The following is a 16,271-nucleotide window of genomic DNA, read 5'->3' as shown; positions in this document are numbered from 1 at the left end:
GCCGTGGCCGACCGGCTCCGCCTCACCATTCTCGGCTGCGGTTCGTCGCCTGGCGTCCCGCGCCTGAATGGTGACTGGGGCAATTGTGATCCTGCCGATCCCAGGAACCGCCGCATGCGCGCCGCGGCCCTGGTCGAGCGTATCAAGGCCAATGGCGCCAAGACCACGGTCGCCATCGATACCGGACCGGATTTTCGCGCTCAGATGCTGCTGGCGTCCGTCAAGCATATCGATGGCGTGGTCTATACGCATGCGCATGCCGATCATATCCATGGCATCGACGACCTGCGCACTTTTGTGATCGGCCGGGATCGCCTGATGGATATCCATGCCGATGGACCAACGATGGAACGGCTGAAACAGGGCTTCGGCTATTGTTTCGAGACGCCGCCCGGAAGCTCTTATCCGCCGATCTTGCAGCCGCATCTGATCGAGCATCATCGGCCATTCATGGTGGAAGGAGAGGGGGGCGCCCTCACCTTCGAACCATTGCCGCAGGTGCATGGCGACATCGTCTCGCTGGCCTTCCGCCTCGGCCAACTGGCTTATTGTCCGGACGTGTCCGACTTTCCGGTGCCGACGGCCGCCCGCCTCAAGGATCTCGACGTCCTGATCATCGATGCTCTGCAATACAGAACGCATCCGAGCCATTTCTCGCTCAGCGAAGCGTTGTCGTGGATCGAACGGCTCGCGCCGAAACGAGCCGTGCTGACGCATATGCATGTCCCGTTGGACTACACGGCCGTGCAAGCTGAAACGCCGGACAATGTCGATCCGGCCTTCGACGGAATGATCATCGAAATCCCATATCCATGAATGGAGCGATCCAGTGGAACTGCTTGATATTCCAGTGAAACGTGCCGACGGACATGAGACCACGCTGAGCGATTACAGCGGCAAGGTCATTCTCGTGGTCAATGTCGCTTCGAAGTGCGGGCTGACCCGGCAGTATGAAGGCTTGGAGAAGCTCTATAGGGAAAATCGCGACGCGGGCCTGGTCATAGCGGCGTTTCCAGCCAATGATTTCAAGGGCCAGGAACCTGGATCCGATGCTGAGATCGTCGCTTTCTGCACCAGCACTTACGATGTGCAGTTTCCGATTTTCTCGAAGATAACAGTCAAGGGCGACGAAAAGCATCCGCTGTACAAGCAACTGATTGCATCATCTCCCGAGACGATAGGCGATGGGCCGATGCGTGAGATGCTGCAGGCCCGAGGCATCCCAGTTGGTGGGAACGACGAGATCCTCTGGAACTTCGAGAAGTTTCTTCTTGGCCGTGACGGCAAGATCGCGGCGCGCTTTGCTCCGGATGTGACGCCGGACGATCCACGGCTTGTTGCGGCGATAGCGAAAGAGCTTGCACGAACCGCCTGACTGGCGCCTCTTGCTCAACGCGCCAGTTCCATAATCTATCTTATGCGACTTTCATATGGGGCTCCGAACGATGTGTCCCTTGCCTCTGCGTATCAGTCACGCCATGACAGGATCAGCAAAAGGATGGGCGTGCCGACCAGGACACCGGCAATGGCAAACAACGGCCCGTAGATCAGCGCGCTCAGAGGAATGATGGAAACACAATCTCCGATGCCAACGTTCAGGCAATTGTGCGTACCACCCTCGAAAATGCCGTAGACGGGCAGAAAAAGTCCCGCGACGATCAGGCTGCAGAAAAGTGCAATTACGGCTGATAGGATCAGCTTTCCGAGGGTCTTCATGCTGCCGGAATAGACTGACTTGTTGGGTCAAGTCACCTGTCACCTAAAAAACGTCGGCCGACTTAAATTGATAAAAGATGGCGGTAGATCGTTGTTCCCATTGAATTTTTCAGGATTCTCATACCCTCGGCTCTCGACCCCGTGGGCCTATCTTTTATGCGTTTTCGTCGCATTCACTGCAGAGGTTGCCTACGCGGAAGAGATTTGGGAAAACCTGGCATCCGGTACGGCCAACGTTTCCGGCATCGGAACTGTCCGGTACACGATCGGATACAGCAGCGTCGGCTACGATCACTTTCGTTCTGAGATTACGGCGACCTGGCACGACCGCGGCGATCGAACACAGACGATCTACGATGGTATCTATGACAAGCCGCCGGCCAAGGTCTGGGGCGCTCAGAACGGTCTATGCGTTTCGATGGAAGCCTGCACGCGATACGAGGACGCCTGTACCACACAGATCATTGGCTATCGATATGACGTCGCGGCTAAATCCTTCGCCGAAGCCGGCGACGAAGGATGTCATCGATAACTCACCCCGCCATCAGCCCCGCCTGCCCGCGACGCCAATAGGCGGCGGCGATGGTCTGGTCGCGGCCGAGCCCCATCTGATCGCGCCAGGTGGTGCGAACGAGCTTGGCGGCTTCCGCCTCGGCCGCGAACCAGCCAAAGGCCGTGCCCTGCCCGGGCCATCGCGCCGATAAAATCCTCTCAACCAGGCGCCCGTCCGTTCCCGGCGCCCTGCCGGCCCGCTCCAGCCAGTGCAGTTCGATCTGGGTGACGTTGTTGATCTGCTGCCTTTCGTTTCTGTCGGCGATTTCGACGAAGGCGATGCCCCTGGTCTGCGGCGGCAACGTCTCCAGCAACCGGCCAACCGCCGGCAATCCCGTTTCATCCGCTCCGAGCACATACCAATCGGCCGGCCGCACGGGACGCCCGACGGGCCCCATGATGCCGACCTTGTGACCTGCCCTCGCCCGAATGGCCCATGCCGAGCCGACGCTTTCCCCTTCATGGATCAGGAAGTCGACATCGATGTGCCCGGCCTCCAGATCAAGCGCGCGGATCGTGTAGACGCGAGCCGTCGGTCGCCGGTCGTCCGAGGGCCAGACCGGCAATCCGTTGGCGCCGAGGCTCGGCCAAACCGGATCCGGAACGCTTGCCGTCGGAAACAGAATGCGAATGTGCATGCCCTGGAACTTGCCAAAACGGACGAGATCCTCACCCGCGAGCCGAATGCGCCGCATATGCGGAGTCAGATCGGCAACATGGATGACCGTCATTTCACGGAACTGTGCAGGCCGTGTGTCTCCGGCAAGGTCGCCGATCCAGACGACCTCGGGTTCGTCCTCCTTGGCATAGATCTCCACAGCGGTGGCGAGAATATCCTTGATGCGCGCAAGTCCATCGCGATCGCCAGCGCCGACCCGCAAGACCAGCACATCGGGTTTCATCTCAAATGCCGCTTCGCCAAAGGCGAATCGGAAGTCGAGCCTTTCGTCGGTCCGGGACATCCAGGCGTCGAAACTCATCACCCTGTCGGTGATGAGATGGAGATATCGCTCAAGGTTCGGCAGTTGCAGGCGCGCTTCGCAGTTCAGGACGTTCATGATCTCCCCTCCTCAGCCGCCGATGCGGCCGGTCAGTGCAATCTTGAAGGTCCTTCCCTTCCCTTGCTCGGTCGCAGCCGTGGTCGACCATGAACTCTGCGGGTCCGTGTACGACGTGTTGAAGATGTTATCGACGCCGAAATCCAGCCGGGTGTGGTCGTTGATCTGCCAATTGGCAAAAGCGTTCACCAGGTTGAAGCCGGGGTCGACGACCGATGGATCCTTCGGCCTTGACCTGCTGGTCCGGGTGATCTCGCCGATGCTGAGGAATTGCGCGCCGAAGGTCAGCTTGTCCTCAAGGGCACGGAAGCCGATGGTTGCCGCGAAGCGGTCGAGTGGCGTGTTGTTCAGGGTCTGGCCGGCATAGACACCGTCGACGATCTTGGCGTCGATCAGCGCGCCGGAAAGATTTATGAAGCCGACGCCATAGTCATAGACCATCTCGGCTTCGACACCCTTGAGGCGCGCATTGCCGATGTTGATGGCGGTTCTGAGTGTCTTGGTCAGATCAACGTCGATGTAGTCCTCGACATCGGTGTGAAACAGATTGACCTTGCCGCGAACCAGATCGCCGGCCATCAGCACGTCGTTGTATTTGAGATTGACGCCGGCCTCCCAGCTCCTTGCGGTTTCCGGCTGCAGCAACAGATTAGGTATGTAGTTGTCACCGGAACCATGCGCGCCACCGCCGCGATAGACGTCCTGCAGTCCCGGTGCCCTATAGCCTTCGGCATAGGTTCCGTAGAACTGGAACCCCTCTACCGGAGTGATGCCAACGGTCACGCGCGGCGACCAGCGGTCGCCGGAGACCGACGCGTCAACCGGTGGCTTGGTTCTGGTTTGTCCGTCGAGCGTATAGCCATCGTAGCGCAGCGCGGTGATGACCTGCAGCCAGTTGTTGTAGTCTCCTTGCCACTGCACGAAACCACCGTAACCCTGCTGCTTGCCGGCGCCGAAATGCGCGGCATCAGAATCCCCTGTCAGGTGGTAGTAGTCCACGCCATAGGTGACGGTGTGAGCGAACTCGAACGCCTCGAAACGCGAGGAGTTCTTGAGATTGAACCCGGTCGTTGCGACGTCGTAGTAGCGCGACTGGCCGATTGCCGATTTCGGCCAGACCTGCGCCTGATCTGCCTTGGTCCGGTTGTGATAGAGATTGGCGCTGAAGTCGATCAGCCGGTTGTCCTCGGGCCGGAACGTATAGGCTGCCGTATAGGTCTGGTTCACCGTGTCGGCATCGTAGCGGCTCAGCGTCGGCGACGTTGAGCCGCTCGAACCGGTGATGAAATCGTTGTAGTTCTGCAGGATCAGGCCAAGCTTGAGCTCATGGCCGTCTGCCGGGCGCAGGGTGGTCTTGAAGTAGCCGCTTGTCACCTTTTCGCCGGTCCAGGGGACTTCGCTGCCGTCGCCGTCCTTGTAGGCATGGCGATTTCTGTAGACGAGGTTGCCGATGACGTCGGCATCCTCGCTGAACCGGTAGGCACCGGTCGTGCTGGTCGTGAAGCCCCTGCCATTGCTTTCATAGCCGAGCTTCTCGCTAAGCGCCCACCGCTCCTCCGCGATGAGGAAATCGCTTGCATCCTTTGTATCGAAGGAAACCACGCCGCCGATGCCCCCAGAGCCGTAAGCATTGGAGCTTGGTCCACGAATGACGGTCGCCTCCTTGATCAGCTCCGGTTCCACATAGAACGAGCCGGAGCCGTGGCCGACACGCCAGTAATCCTGTCTGGCACCGTCAAGGGTCACAACGACCCGGCCATACTGCTCCAGTCCGCGAATGTTGATTGCCGTAGCCGGATCGTCCCCGTTCATCGACGCGGCAACGCCGGGCGTGGCCCGGAATATATCTGCGGCGGTGTCGGGCTGTATGCGCTCGAGTTCCGTGCTGTCGACGGCGCTGATTGCCGCCAACGCGTCGACGACCGCCCCTTTCACCATGGTGGCGGTGATGGTGATGCGATCGAGCATCGTCGATTGCTGCGCTTCCGTGGGATCGAGCTTTTTGGTCTTTGCTGCCCTGGCTGTCGGCTGAGCATCCTGGGCGTTGGCGGGCAAAGCCATCACGGTACAACACAGGATTGGAAGTGCCGTTCCCGCCAGCCACGTCGTCTTGTTTGTCAGTCTCATTCGGATCGAGCCCCCGCTCATGAAATGCAAGGCTGGCGGTACCCGATGGGCGCGGCTGGCAGTTTTGAATGCGCTGCCGCTCGGCGACAGCAGCGGTTAGATATTTAAACTTGATGACATTAGTCAACTTTATTCGTATAGGCTTCAAACAGAAAATGAGCCCCTGCCAAATCGAGGACTGACGCCATGGCCACAGGCCTGTATCCGGGTAACGTCGTGGGTTTTCGGTCGACCAGATGCCTCGCAACCCTGGCAATCTCTTTCCTGGCGGCATTTTCCTCCTGCTCGAATGCGCAAGCGGCTGAAGTGACCGATGCGCGCGGGCGCCAAGGTCGAAACCGGCCCGGCAAAGCGGATTCTCACACTTGGATCCGACATCACGGAGATCGTCTATGCGCTCGACTCCGGAGAGCGCATCGTCGCCGTCGATAGAGGTAGCAAATATCCGCAAGCCGCTGCCGAGAAGCCGAATGTCGGCTACAGGCGCAAACTCTCCGTCGAAGGTGTGGCGGCTCTCGATCCGGATCTGATCATCGCGGCGGAAGACATCGGGCCAGCCGAAGCCGTCGACGTGTTGTCGTCCCTGACGATCCCTATCGTTTATGTTCCGGAGGATAACTCCCGCGACGGAATCCTGCGCAAGATCGAGCTTGTCGCCGCAGCGCTCGATCTGAAGCAACCGGGCGCGAACCTGTCTCATCAGGTGATCGAGACATTCGACGCCGCTGCGAAGCTTACCTCCGGCATCCCGACGGAAAAACGCAGGAAGGTGGTGTTTTTCCACGGCCTCGTACGCCTGACCGCTGCAGGTTCCGGTACCGCCGCTGATGCCATCATCCGCTATGCCGGCGGCGTCAATCCAATGGCGGAAGTCGTTGGCTACAAGGCCGCGTCGGAGGAGAAACTGATCGAGCTCGCGCCCGACGTCATCCTGATGATGGGCGATGGCAAAGGCGGACCGACAGCGAGCGAAGTGTTTGCCGTCCCGGCACTGGCCGCAACCCCTGCCGCTAAGACCAAGGCGCTTCTCGTGCTCGATGGCGCCTACATGATTGGTTTCGGCCCACGCACCGCCGATGCCATACGCGACCTGACCAAGGCCTTGTACCCGGATATCGCAGTCGGCAACTGACAAATATCCTGCCGGCAGTCGGGTTCGAAGGTCGCGAGTGCTGGCTAAATACACTACGACAGCGTTGCGAATTCCGACGCCTGTCTCAGGTGTTGCCGCAGCAGTGCCTCGGCCCATTCCATCTCACCAGCATCTATGGCGTCGAGTATGGCCAGGTGCTCCCGGCAGGACTGCTCGATCCGCTCGGACGGAAGCTCATCGAAACCGGCCGATTCCTGCATGCGGCGCAGATTGTTCTGCTGGCGGACCGCATCGGCCAGGAAGCGGTTGCCCGAGCAGATCGCCAGCCCCTGGTGAAACGACGCGTTGATGCGAAACCACTCGTCGCCGCTGATACTGCCAGGATCGCTCAGCACGCGCTCATGCGCCCGCCGCACCGGGATCAGCACCTGCGGGTCGGCATGGAAACCCGGTGAACGCAAAGCTGCGCATTCCACAGCAGCACGGAACTCATAGCTCTCGCGGTAGGCATCCTCGCCGACCAGCGAATCCGCGAAACGCCAGCCGTGCCCTGGCAAGCGCTGCACCAGGCCCTCGGCCGCGAAACGCAGCAGGAGCTTGCGGATGATGCCGCGCGAAACGCCGTAACGCGGTATCAGTTCGGCTTCCGACACCTCCTGCGGCAGATCTCCAAGCGCACGCTCGCGCATCATACGTCGGTAGAGTTCCTCGAGCGGGGAACTGGGCAGCACCTCCGCCGTGTCGAGACCAGTCACGTCGAGCGCGACCTGCAATCCACGGGTTTCCAATGGCGCCAGGATACCTTTGGAGACGCGGAGTTCCAGAGCGCCGCTGATCGGCGAGCGGGAGACACCAAAGGTGCGTGCGAGATCCGGCACGGAGACACGGGTCCCGACGCCCCAGCCGGAATCGCGGATGCGATCGAGGATGCGCCGCGCCAGATCGATCTGCAGCGGGCTCGCGGCCTCGCCACGGTCGCTCTCCTCATCATGTCGATCCATGCGCCCTCCTGATTGGCTTGCGGCATTATAGTCAGGTCACGAGACATTACGAAGGGGGTGATTTGTCAAAAATAGTGCTTTTCATGCAATCAAAATGCACTATGATCGACAATCATTGCTTTCGAGGTAGCCGCATGACAGTCGTTCCACCCTTCCCACTCATCGACGTCAGCGGAACTCCGTCCGAGCGCGGGAAAGCCTATGGCGAGCAGGCCCGGGCGCGTATCGGCCTGTCGATTTCGCTCTATGCTTCGCAGTTGGAGAAGTTTGGCTTTGCACGCGAAGAGATCAGCCGGTTCTCCGGGATCTTCCTCCCTCGTCTGCGGGAATGGGCCCCCGATCTCGTGGAAGAGATGGAGGGCATCGCCGCTGGCGCCAATGTCGACCTGACATCGATCCTCATGGTCAACGCCCGCACGGAAGTGCTGCAGTTGGCGCGGCGCGAAAAAGGCATAACCGACGACGAGCCGGATGGCTGCACCGGTGCTGTGATCCTGCCTGACGCAACACGCGACGGCAGGTTGATCCACGGCCAGAACTGGGACTGGCGGGCAGAATGCGCCGAAACATCCATCGTGCTGCGCATCAAGCGCGACGACGGCCCGGATCTGATCACCTTCACTGAAGCCGGCGGCCTGGCCCGCAGCGGCTTCAATGCGGCCGGCATCGGCATTACAGCCAACTATCTGGAATCGGATCGCGATTACCGGGAAATTGGAATTCCCCTGCCTTTCATCAGGCGCCGGGCATTGGAAGCCGCACACTTCGCGGACGCCGTGCGCGTCGTGGCGATCACGCCGAAGTCCGGCTCCAACAACATGATCCTGTCCACTGCGGAAGGTTTTGCCGTCGACCTCGAATGCGCTCCTGACGAAGCCTTCTCCATCTATCCCGACAGAGATCTCATCGTGCATGCCAACCACTGGCAGAGTCCGGTTGCATTGTCCAAGCTCAGGGAAACCGGGCTTAAAGACGTTCCGGACAGCTTCTATCGAGACTATCGCGTAAAGCGCCGGCTGTTGAGGAGCCAGGGCAGCATTACCGTGGCCGATCTCAAGGAGGCTCTCTTCGATGAGTTCGCATGGCCGCTCAGCGTCTGCCGACCGCCGATCAGGAAGGAAGGCGGCAACATCTCCGCGACGGTCGCGATGATCATCTTCGAACCGGCTGCCGGCGTCATGGAGATCGCGCCGCTGCCGGCCGAATGCCGCGACTTCACCCGCTACGATCTCGCCATGGATGAAGCCGTGCTTGCCCGCGTCGAACGCAGCGGGGCCGGCCACCGTGAAACCGTTGCCCGCGCAGTGGGAGAAAGATGACCCGCTTTATCCTCACCCGTATCGCCAGCGCGATACCAACGTTGATCCTGGTATCGATCGCTGTCTTTGGCCTGCTCCGCTTCATCCCCGGAGACCCTGCCGCCTTGATGCTCGGAGACCTCGCCAAGCCTGGCCAGGTTGAAGCCATGCGTGTCCAGATGGGTTTGGACAAGCCAGTCGTTGCTCAATATCTGATCTGGATCGGCAATGTGCTGACCGGCGACTTCGGCAGGTCGATCAGCACTGGACAGGACGTTCTGCCGCTCATGCTGAACGCCTTTTCCGTTTCAGCCACCATCGTGCTTGTCGGCGTCTTCATCGCTGCCTTGATCGCCGTTCCAGCGGGCATGCTGGCGGCCTGGCGCCAGAACAGCCTGGGCGATGTCGGCGTCATCGCGGTCGCAACCATTCTCCTGTCGATCCCGAGTTTCTGGCTCGGCCTCATGCTGCTGCTTGCCTTCGGCCTCCACCTCGGTTGGTTGCCGGTGATCGGTTATGTTCCTTTCAGCCAGAGTTTCTGGCCGGCGCTTGTCTACATCGTCCTGCCGGTGACGACGCTTGTGTTGAGCGAGGCTGGGCCGATCGCTCGCATGGCGCGCGCCAGCACCATAGAGGTGGCGCGACTGGAATACATCACCCACGCGCGCGCCAAGGGACTTTCCGAGTCGGCAGTCATGTGGCGCCATGCCTTCAAGAATGCCTTCGCACCGACCCTGACGCTGATAGGCTTCGTGCTCGGCAGCCTGCTCGGCGGCATAGCCGTCATCGAAACGGTGTTCACCTTGCCAGGCCTTGGTCGCCTGCTGGTCGATGCCATCTATGCCCGCGACTATCCGGTGGTTCAGGGCACGATGCTGTTCGTTGCCGCGATCTACGTCGTCGTCAATCTGGTCGTCGACCTGCTTTATCCCCTCCTCGACCCGAGGGTTGCAGCATGATCGCGTTGGCCCTTGGACAATCCCGTTTGAAGTTCAATGCCATCTTCGGCATCACGGTGACCACCCTTCTTCTGGTTGGGGCCATAGCCGGACCATGGCTGGTCGGCTACGATCCGCTGAAACTCGACCTGCCATCGCGGCTTGCAGGTCCTTCGGCGCGACACCTGCTTGGCGCCGATGAATTTGGGCGCGACGTCCTGAGCCGACTGGTGCATGGAGCCCGCACCAGCGCCTGGATTGCCTTTGCGACGGTGCTGTTCGCACTGGTCACCGGAACGGTATTCGGCGTCGCGGCCGGCTTCCTGCGCGGTTGGACCGACCGCATCCTGATGATGATCAACGATGCTTTTCTCGCCTTCCCCGGCCTGCTGCTCGCGCTCGGCATCATGGCCGTGATCGGGGCGAGCCGAGACGGCATCGTGCTCGCGCTGGGGCTTGCCTACATGCCGATCGTCGTGCGCGTCGTGCGCGCGGCCGTCCTGTCCATCCGCGAGCGCGAATATGTCGAAGCCTCGCGTGTCATGGGCAACAGCGAATTCATCACCATGGCTCGCCACGTGCTCCCCAATTGTGTGGCGCCGATCATCGTGCTGGCGACGACGATGTTTGGCTGGGTGATCCTTTCGGAAAGTGCGCTCTCCTTCCTCGGCCTCGGCGTTCCGCCGCCTGCGCCGAGCTGGGGCAGCATGCTGTCGACCGCCCGCCCCTATATCGGCCAGGCGCCGCACCTCATCGTGCTGCCGGGGCTTTGCATCTCGATCACGCTGCTCGGCATCAACATGCTGGGTGATGCGGTTCGCGACTGGCTCGATCCCAAGCTCTGAGGTCACGACGATGGACGGCACCAGCTTTGTGAGACATCCGATGCTTTCGGTACGCGACCTGACCATCACCATAGGCCAAGACGGCAAGCGGATCGTCGATGCGCTGAATTTCGACCTGGCTTCCGGCGACATGATCGCCATCGTCGGGGAATCCGGTTCCGGCAAGACGATGGCGGCTCGTTCCATCCTCGGCCTGTTGCCACAACCCCTGGTAACGGCTGCGGAGAGCCGTATCCTGTTCAAGGACAACGACATCACCCGCATCGAACCGAGAACCCTGCGCAAGATACGCGGCGCGGAGATCGGAATGGTTTTCCAGGAGCCGATGGTCTCGCTCAATCCGGCCGTCACCATCGGTGAGCAGATGGCCGAAGGCCTGCGATTGCATCACAAGCTCGGCAAGGCCGAGATCCGTGACCGATCGCTGGCAATGCTGGAGCGCATCCGGATCAAGGAACCGGCAAAGTGCCTGGCCGCCTATCCACACGAATTCTCCGGCGGCATGCGCCAGCGCATCATGCTGGCCTCTGTCATGCTTTTGAAACCGCGACTGCTTATCGCCGACGAGCCAACCACGGCGCTGGACACGCTGGTGCAGCGCGACGTTCTGGACCTGATGGTCGAGCTCACCCAGGCCAACGGCACCGCGGTCCTCCTGATCAGCCACGACCTCGGCATGGTTTCCCATTACATCCCCAACGTCGTCGTGATGAGCGAAGGCAAGGCGATCGAGAGCGGTCCGAGCTCGGAAGTGCTGCACGCGCCGAAGCACGATTACACGCGCCGCCTGCTTGACGCGCTGCCGCAGCGCAGTGCCGGCGGCATGCGTGGCGGCAGTCGTGGCAAACCGGTGGTAGAGGTCAGCAACGTCGTCATCGACTATCCCGGCCGCAACCGGCTCTTTTCCAGGACCGAAGCCAAGCGCGCCGTGCATGGTGTCGATCTCACGGTCCGAAGCGGCGAGACGCTGGCGCTGGTCGGTGCGTCCGGATCCGGCAAGACCACGCTTGGCCGCGCCATTGTCGGCCTGGTCAAACCGACATCGGGTCAGATCGCCTTTCTCGGCGCCGAAGGGCGTCGGCAGGCGGATCGCCAGGAGCGGCATCGCGAGATGCAGATCGTCTTCCAGGACCCCTATTCCTCACTCGATCCACGCCAGCGAATTGCCGATATCATCGCGGAGCCATTGAAACTCGACAGATCGATGAATGCCGCCGAGCGCGAAAAACGTGTTGAAGAGGTGTTTTCAGAGGTTGGACTGTCGCCGGATTTCGGCCGCCGCTTTCCACACCAGCTGTCGGGAGGCCAGCGCCAGCGTGTGGCGATTGCCCGCGCCATTGTCGGCCGTCCCGCTTTTGTTGTGGCTGACGAACCGGTCTCGGCGCTCGACATGACCGTGCAGAAGCAGATCCTGCTGCTGATCCGTGAATTGCAGGCCCGGCACAACTTCGCCTGCCTTTTCGTTTCGCACGATCTTGGCGCGGTCGAGCAGGTTGCCGACCGTATCGCGGTCATGCAGGATGGACGCATCGTCGAGATCGGCGAGCGCGACGATGTCATCGACCGGCCGCAACATCCTTACACCCGCCAGTTGCTGAAGGCGGCGATGCTGATCGACCGCCGTTTCGCCGAGAACGATCCAACCAGACAAGTGATGGCGCTCTGACACCGGACTTTCAAACCGGCAACGGCTGCAGCCTGGACGCAACCAACCACCACCCGCCGGCTGGTTGCGTCGTCGAGCGACCGTGTCACACAGCGATCTCGCGCCAGCTTTCATGGCTCGGTGGACCGGCACAGACGGAAAGCTCGATGGCTTCGCCGAACGAATAGACCACCGAGCCGATCGTCATCGGAGCGGTCAGTGCCGCACTTTGCGGCGTTATCGAGACGATGCCGCCAGTCCGCCGTGCCGCAAGACTTGCCTTTACGGCGGCCACGTCGGGCACGATGGCGATATCCGTTCGCAGGCTTTGCAGCCGGCCGCGGGAATCCTCGCTGCCTTCCATGCGTGCAGTCGTATCACGCCCATCCCTGCTGACCAATGGATGGTTGGTGTGCAGGGAACAGCCATTCGAAAACGACACCGGGACAATCCCGCCCGCCGAACATTCGAAGGTGCGTGCCTCGCTGCGGTCACCCAACTGGTAGTTCTGGCCGGAGGCGTGCGGCACCCGGCCCAGGAACTCTGCGGCAGACGCGACCGTACCCTGTGCAAGCGCGCCCCGCATCACAAACGCCACCGGCAGGCCGCGTGGATTGACGGCGAGCTGGCTCAGCGTGTTGACGCAGATGCCGAGCCCTCGGCCGGAAACACCCATCAGTCCGATCATTCCCGCGGAGGTGAAAACGAGGCTTTTCTGGCCTGTATCTTCGATCTTCAGCAGCGCCTGGGCGCCATCATGCCAGCGTGGCAGGTCCATTGTCTGAGCGACCAGCGTCGGCCTGCCATCGGCAGGCGCCACCGCCAGGCTGCTGCAGTGAGCGGCATTCGAACGGCCCCACCACCATTCTTCATCCATCAACTGCAGCGCATAGGCAGTTTCTTCCGGCAATCCAGCGCCTTCGCCGATGCCGACAACTTCATCGGCAAGATCCGGCGCATGGGCCATGATCGCTCCACGGAAATCCGTCGCCTCCAGGAACCGCGGCAGAAACAATGAAGCCGGCACTCCATAGGCTTCGCCGATCGCCTCCCGCCAGCGTTCTACCTTGGCAAGGATCACGCTACGCAACGCTTCGCCATGTGCATGGCCCCGCCGCCGCGCATCCCCGGCACAATCGACAATTGGCAGACTTTCCGTGCGCATGATCTTCCTCCTTTGCCCGTATTCCGGACCTGCTCCTTGAAACGGGATCGGGGGCAAAAAGCCCCCGATCTGATCGTCTGATGTCGGGACAACCTATTCTGACTTCCACACGCCCCAGGTGCGCGTGTTCTCGGCCGGCCAGGCGGCATAGCCCTTCACCTTCGGCGAGACAGCCTCCACCGACGGTTCGAAATAGAGGCCAAGCATCGGTACCTCTTCGGCCATCAGGGCATGCAGCTGTTTGAACACGGCCTTGCGCTCGTCGAACTTATCCGTGGCCACCGATTTGAGGTAAAGATCCCAGGCCTTCGGGCTGTCCCACTGCGCGGTCGGGTCGGTCTTCTTGTCACCCATGATCGTGCTGTACATCAGCGACGGGTCGAAGCGGGCGGAATAGCCGAACGATTGCAGCTGGAACTTGCCGGCGAGATAGTTGTCGAGCTGGGTCGCCCAGTCGAGCACTTCCAGTTCCGCATTGAACCCGGCAGCCGTCAACATGGCTTGCAGCAGAACCGAGTTCTCGTACATGCCCTGGTAACGCGTGTTGGTCTGGATCTTCAGCTTTTCGCCCTTGTAGCCGGCCTCCGCGGCCAGCGCCTTGGCCTTTTCGGGATCGTATTGCGGCCACAGCGATGCAAAGCTGTCGTCGAAGAAGGCACTCGCCGGCGCCACTGCCGAGGGATCGGCCTTGGCCAGGCCATTCGTGCGCGCCGCAGCGATCTGCGAAATGTCCACCGCATGCGCCATTGCCTGCCGCATCTTCGGATTGGACAGCAACGGATCCGTGGTCTGCATCAGGATCGCTGTCCACGACAATCCTGGCGACGAAACCACGTTCATGCCGTGAGACTTGGCTTCATCGAGCCGTGTCGTTTCGAAATTGGGCAGGATGTCGATTTCGCCGGCAAAAAGCGCGGTCTCGGCAGCGGATGTATCAGGAATGACCGTGAAGCGAACGTGATCGACATAGGCCTCGCGGCTGCCGGCAAAGCCGCTCGGCTTTTCGGCGATCGGTTTGTAGCCGTCAAAGCGATCCAGTGCGATATATTGTGCCTTGACCCATTCCTTCAGCTTGAACGGTCCGCTGCCAATGGCGGAACCATCGATCCATTTGCCGTCGGCACCGACATTCTTCGGGCTGGCGACCCAGACATTGGCCTGAACTCCGGCCAGCAACGGCAGAAAGAGCGCGTTGGCCGCATTCAGCTTGAAGGTGACCGTACGCTCGTCGATCGCCTCGACGGATTCGACCTTGAGACCCTGGGTGCCATCGAAGCTGGTGACGAACAACCATTCGTTGGCCGGGTCCATCCGGCGCTCCCAATTCCATTTCACGTCGGCGGCGATGACCTTGTCGCCATTGTGGTATACGGCCCCCTCACGCAGCGTGAAGGTATAGGCCTTGCCGTCCTCGGACACTTTCCAGCTTTCGGCCAGCACCGGCCCGATCGACAGGTCGGTGCGATAGCCGACGAGGGTTTCGAAGATCTGATGCATAACCGTATCGGTGTTGGCATCACGCTGGATGCCGTTGGTGGCGCGAATATCGGCATTCAGGCGGACGTTGAGCGTTCCACCCTTCTTTGGCGCCTCCTCTGCCATAGCAGGCAAGGCAACGCTGACCATCAGCGTGGCCGCCATCGCCTTGAGGACTTCCCGTCTTCCCATTAACAAAGCTGTTCCCATTCTTTTGTTCTCCAGCTGACGAATTGTGTTCGTTCCTAGCTGGACGCCGAAGTCAGCTTCAGCGTCCGGGCGAAGAATTCCTTGACCTTGGGCACGAGGTGCTCGTCGTCGTGCGTGATGCCCGGCACGATGTCGTGCTGGACTGCGATGCCATGCTTCTCGAAGCTCGCCTTCAACGCGCGCAAGCGATCATTTCGGGTGGCGCCGGCAAGATCGGCTCCCGGCATCCACCAGGCATCATCCTTGGTGATGGTGATCTCCCAGGTTTGCAGATCGTCTCCACCGATCACCATCTGCACGGCGACCTTGCGCATCGCCTCGAGGTTGATCTTCTTGCCGAAGACCTTCTCGAAATCGCGCACGCCGACCCAGAAATCATTGTCGAAGTCGAGCAGCGTCACCACGCCTGGGGCACCGATCGAGGCGGCAAGCAGCCGCTCCGGATGCAGGAACAGGAAGCGGTGGGTGAAATGCCCGCCGCCCGAGAAACCATACATCATCACGCGCTCGCCACGGATACGATAGCGCTCGCGCATCTCCTCGATCATGTCGAGCATGACCGCGTCGTAGTGCAGGTCGCCGTGGCGCAGCATCTTGTAGGATGAAAGGTCGCCCGGGAAACAGATGCTGGTCGGAAACAATGGCGCCAGCACGATGACGCCGTTGGCTTCGGCGAAATCAGCGAAAGCGTTGCGATAGGCCTCCATGCCGCGCTCGGTGCCGTGCACGATCACGGCAAGCGGATAGGTCTTGTCGCCATCCTCTTCATAGTCGTTCGGCACATAAGCGCAGTAGGCGAAGCGCTGGTCGTAACGCGAAGCGTAAACAGTCGTATGGCCGAAGTCGTAATAAGAGAGCTTCTTGCCATGCCCCTGGACGTTTCGCATATCACCCTCCGTCGAAACCCTTTTTGTTAATGATGACTATTTCATGATTTTGTTTAACTGAAAAGCATATTTGTCGAGAATTATGCGACTAACATCGCACTTTGCATCCATCAACATCAGGAATCGGACCCAGACCAGGTTCCCCGAGCTGGCAAGATCATGTGCATGCCTTCGGCAAAAGCCGCCTGTCGCCACCACGGTGCTTGCGATACCTCGCGCCAGCAGCCATTATGTCCTTGAAATGATGCGAGCTTCGGCCG

The 16,271-nt window shown here is 60.7% G+C and carries 15 protein-coding genes; 8 read left to right on the top strand and 7 right to left on the bottom strand.

Annotated elements, in window-relative coordinates:
- Nucleotides 1-3: 3 nt before the first annotated feature.
- Entirely contained in the window at nt 4-816 is an 813-nt protein-coding gene (locus ACFJIU_RS10955) for an MBL fold metallo-hydrolase (RefSeq protein WP_379071104.1), read from the top strand.
- 13 nt (nt 817-829) lie between these two features.
- Nucleotides 830-1,375, top strand: a complete 546-nt coding sequence (locus ACFJIU_RS10950) for a glutathione peroxidase (protein WP_379071100.1) — start codon at nt 830-832, stop codon at nt 1,373-1,375.
- A 92-nt stretch (nt 1,376-1,467) separates the two neighbouring features.
- On the opposite strand, the gene ACFJIU_RS10945 is transcribed toward ACFJIU_RS10950, so the two are convergent.
- Nucleotides 1,468-1,716 (bottom strand): hypothetical protein, encoded by a 249-nt coding sequence (locus ACFJIU_RS10945; RefSeq protein WP_379071097.1) that lies wholly within the window; start codon nt 1,714-1,716, stop codon nt 1,468-1,470.
- Nucleotides 1,717-1,807: 91 nt separating this feature from the next.
- Between ACFJIU_RS10945 and ACFJIU_RS10940 the strand changes: the two genes are divergently transcribed.
- Entirely contained in the window at nt 1,808-2,248 is a 441-nt protein-coding gene (locus ACFJIU_RS10940; RefSeq protein WP_379071094.1) for a hypothetical protein, read from the top strand.
- Between the two features lies 1 nt (nt 2,249).
- Here ACFJIU_RS10940 and ACFJIU_RS10935 read toward each other — a convergent pair whose 3' ends face one another.
- A complete protein-coding gene (locus tag ACFJIU_RS10935) occupies nt 2,250-3,326 on the bottom strand; it encodes a DUF2218 domain-containing protein (protein WP_379071091.1) in 1,077 nt (358 codons plus the stop codon).
- Nucleotides 3,327-3,338: 12 nt separating this feature from the next.
- Nucleotides 3,339-5,453 (bottom strand): TonB-dependent hemoglobin/transferrin/lactoferrin family receptor, encoded by a 2,115-nt coding sequence (locus ACFJIU_RS10930; protein WP_379071088.1) that lies wholly within the window; start codon nt 5,451-5,453, stop codon nt 3,339-3,341.
- Nucleotides 5,454-5,766: 313 nt separating this feature from the next.
- On the opposite strand from ACFJIU_RS10930, the gene ACFJIU_RS10925 reads away from it, so the two are divergent.
- A complete protein-coding gene (locus ACFJIU_RS10925) occupies nt 5,767-6,585 on the top strand; it encodes a hemin ABC transporter substrate-binding protein (protein WP_379071085.1) in 819 nt (272 codons plus the stop codon).
- Nucleotides 6,586-6,638: 53 nt separating this feature from the next.
- On the opposite strand, the gene ACFJIU_RS10920 is transcribed toward ACFJIU_RS10925, so the two are convergent.
- Nucleotides 6,639-7,547 (bottom strand): FCD domain-containing protein, encoded by a 909-nt coding sequence (locus tag ACFJIU_RS10920; RefSeq protein ID WP_379071082.1) that lies wholly within the window; start codon nt 7,545-7,547, stop codon nt 6,639-6,641.
- 134 nt (nt 7,548-7,681) lie between these two features.
- On the opposite strand from ACFJIU_RS10920, the gene ACFJIU_RS10915 reads away from it, so the two are divergent.
- From ACFJIU_RS10915 to ACFJIU_RS10900, 4 genes are read left to right on the top strand one after another with little or no spacing between them, the layout of a single operon-like run.
- Entirely contained in the window at nt 7,682-8,866 is a 1,185-nt protein-coding gene (locus tag ACFJIU_RS10915; RefSeq protein ID WP_379071079.1) for a C45 family autoproteolytic acyltransferase/hydolase, read from the top strand.
- On the top strand, nt 8,863-9,804 hold the full coding sequence (locus ACFJIU_RS10910; RefSeq protein WP_379071076.1) for an ABC transporter permease: 942 nt from the start codon (nt 8,863-8,865) through the stop codon (nt 9,802-9,804). Before ACFJIU_RS10915 ends, ACFJIU_RS10910 begins: the two co-directional genes overlap by 4 nt.
- On the top strand, nt 9,801-10,628 hold the full coding sequence (locus ACFJIU_RS10905; RefSeq protein ID WP_379071073.1) for an ABC transporter permease: 828 nt from the start codon (nt 9,801-9,803) through the stop codon (nt 10,626-10,628). Before ACFJIU_RS10910 ends, ACFJIU_RS10905 begins: the two co-directional genes overlap by 4 nt.
- Nucleotides 10,629-10,668: 40 nt before the next feature.
- The gene (locus ACFJIU_RS10900; protein ID WP_379071070.1) at nt 10,669-12,294 is read left to right on the top strand and encodes a dipeptide ABC transporter ATP-binding protein; all 1,626 of its coding nucleotides are present in this window, start codon (nt 10,669-10,671) and stop codon (nt 12,292-12,294) included.
- Between the two features lie 85 nt (nt 12,295-12,379).
- Here ACFJIU_RS10900 and ACFJIU_RS10895 read toward each other — a convergent pair whose 3' ends face one another.
- From ACFJIU_RS10895 to ACFJIU_RS10885, 3 genes are all read right to left on the bottom strand, one after another.
- Nucleotides 12,380-13,438, bottom strand: coding sequence for a C45 family autoproteolytic acyltransferase/hydolase (locus ACFJIU_RS10895; RefSeq protein WP_379071067.1), 1,059 nt, complete (start codon nt 13,436-13,438; stop codon nt 12,380-12,382).
- 93 nt (nt 13,439-13,531) lie between these two features.
- Nucleotides 13,532-15,106, bottom strand: a complete 1,575-nt coding sequence (locus tag ACFJIU_RS10890) for an ABC transporter substrate-binding protein (protein ID WP_379071064.1) — start codon at nt 15,104-15,106, stop codon at nt 13,532-13,534.
- Between the two features lie 53 nt (nt 15,107-15,159).
- Complete coding sequence (locus tag ACFJIU_RS10885; RefSeq protein ID WP_379071061.1) at nt 15,160-16,011, bottom strand: alpha/beta hydrolase; 852 nt, start codon at nt 16,009-16,011, stop codon at nt 15,160-15,162.
- Nucleotides 16,012-16,271 lie beyond the last annotated feature (260 nt).

This window comes from Mesorhizobium sp. UC74_2 (genome assembly GCF_042701485.1).
In the GTDB taxonomy this organism is placed as follows: domain Bacteria; phylum Pseudomonadota; class Alphaproteobacteria; order Rhizobiales; family Rhizobiaceae; genus Mesorhizobium.
The sequence above is the reverse complement of the archived record's forward strand: the minus strand, read 5'-3'. Positions and strand labels throughout refer to the sequence as shown.

Excerpts from the sequence above, each read along its gene's own strand:
- ACFJIU_RS10935 (WP_379071091.1), bottom strand. The coding sequence starts at position 3,326 with ATGAACGTCCTGAACTGCGAAGCGCGCCTGCAACTGCCGAACCTTGAG.
- ACFJIU_RS10900 (WP_379071070.1), top strand. The coding sequence starts at position 10,669 with ATGCTTTCGGTACGCGACCTGACCATCACCATAGGCCAAGACGGCAAG.
- ACFJIU_RS10925 (WP_379071085.1), top strand. The coding sequence starts at position 5,767 with ATGCGCGCGGGCGCCAAGGTCGAAACCGGCCCGGCAAAGCGGATTCTC.
- ACFJIU_RS10945 (WP_379071097.1), bottom strand. The coding sequence starts at position 1,716 with ATGAAGACCCTCGGAAAGCTGATCCTATCAGCCGTAATTGCACTTTTC.
- ACFJIU_RS10920 (WP_379071082.1), bottom strand. The coding sequence starts at position 7,547 with ATGGATCGACATGATGAGGAGAGCGACCGTGGCGAGGCCGCGAGCCCG.
- ACFJIU_RS10915 (WP_379071079.1), top strand. The coding sequence starts at position 7,682 with ATGACAGTCGTTCCACCCTTCCCACTCATCGACGTCAGCGGAACTCCG.
- ACFJIU_RS10910 (WP_379071076.1), top strand. The coding sequence starts at position 8,863 with ATGACCCGCTTTATCCTCACCCGTATCGCCAGCGCGATACCAACGTTG.
- ACFJIU_RS10930 (WP_379071088.1), bottom strand. The coding sequence starts at position 5,453 with ATGAGACTGACAAACAAGACGACGTGGCTGGCGGGAACGGCACTTCCA.
- ACFJIU_RS10905 (WP_379071073.1), top strand. The coding sequence starts at position 9,801 with ATGATCGCGTTGGCCCTTGGACAATCCCGTTTGAAGTTCAATGCCATC.
- ACFJIU_RS10895 (WP_379071067.1), bottom strand. The coding sequence starts at position 13,438 with ATGCGCACGGAAAGTCTGCCAATTGTCGATTGTGCCGGGGATGCGCGG.
- ACFJIU_RS10885 (WP_379071061.1), bottom strand. The coding sequence starts at position 16,011 with ATGCGAAACGTCCAGGGGCATGGCAAGAAGCTCTCTTATTACGACTTC.
- ACFJIU_RS10890 (WP_379071064.1), bottom strand. The coding sequence starts at position 15,106 with ATGGGAAGACGGGAAGTCCTCAAGGCGATGGCGGCCACGCTGATGGTC.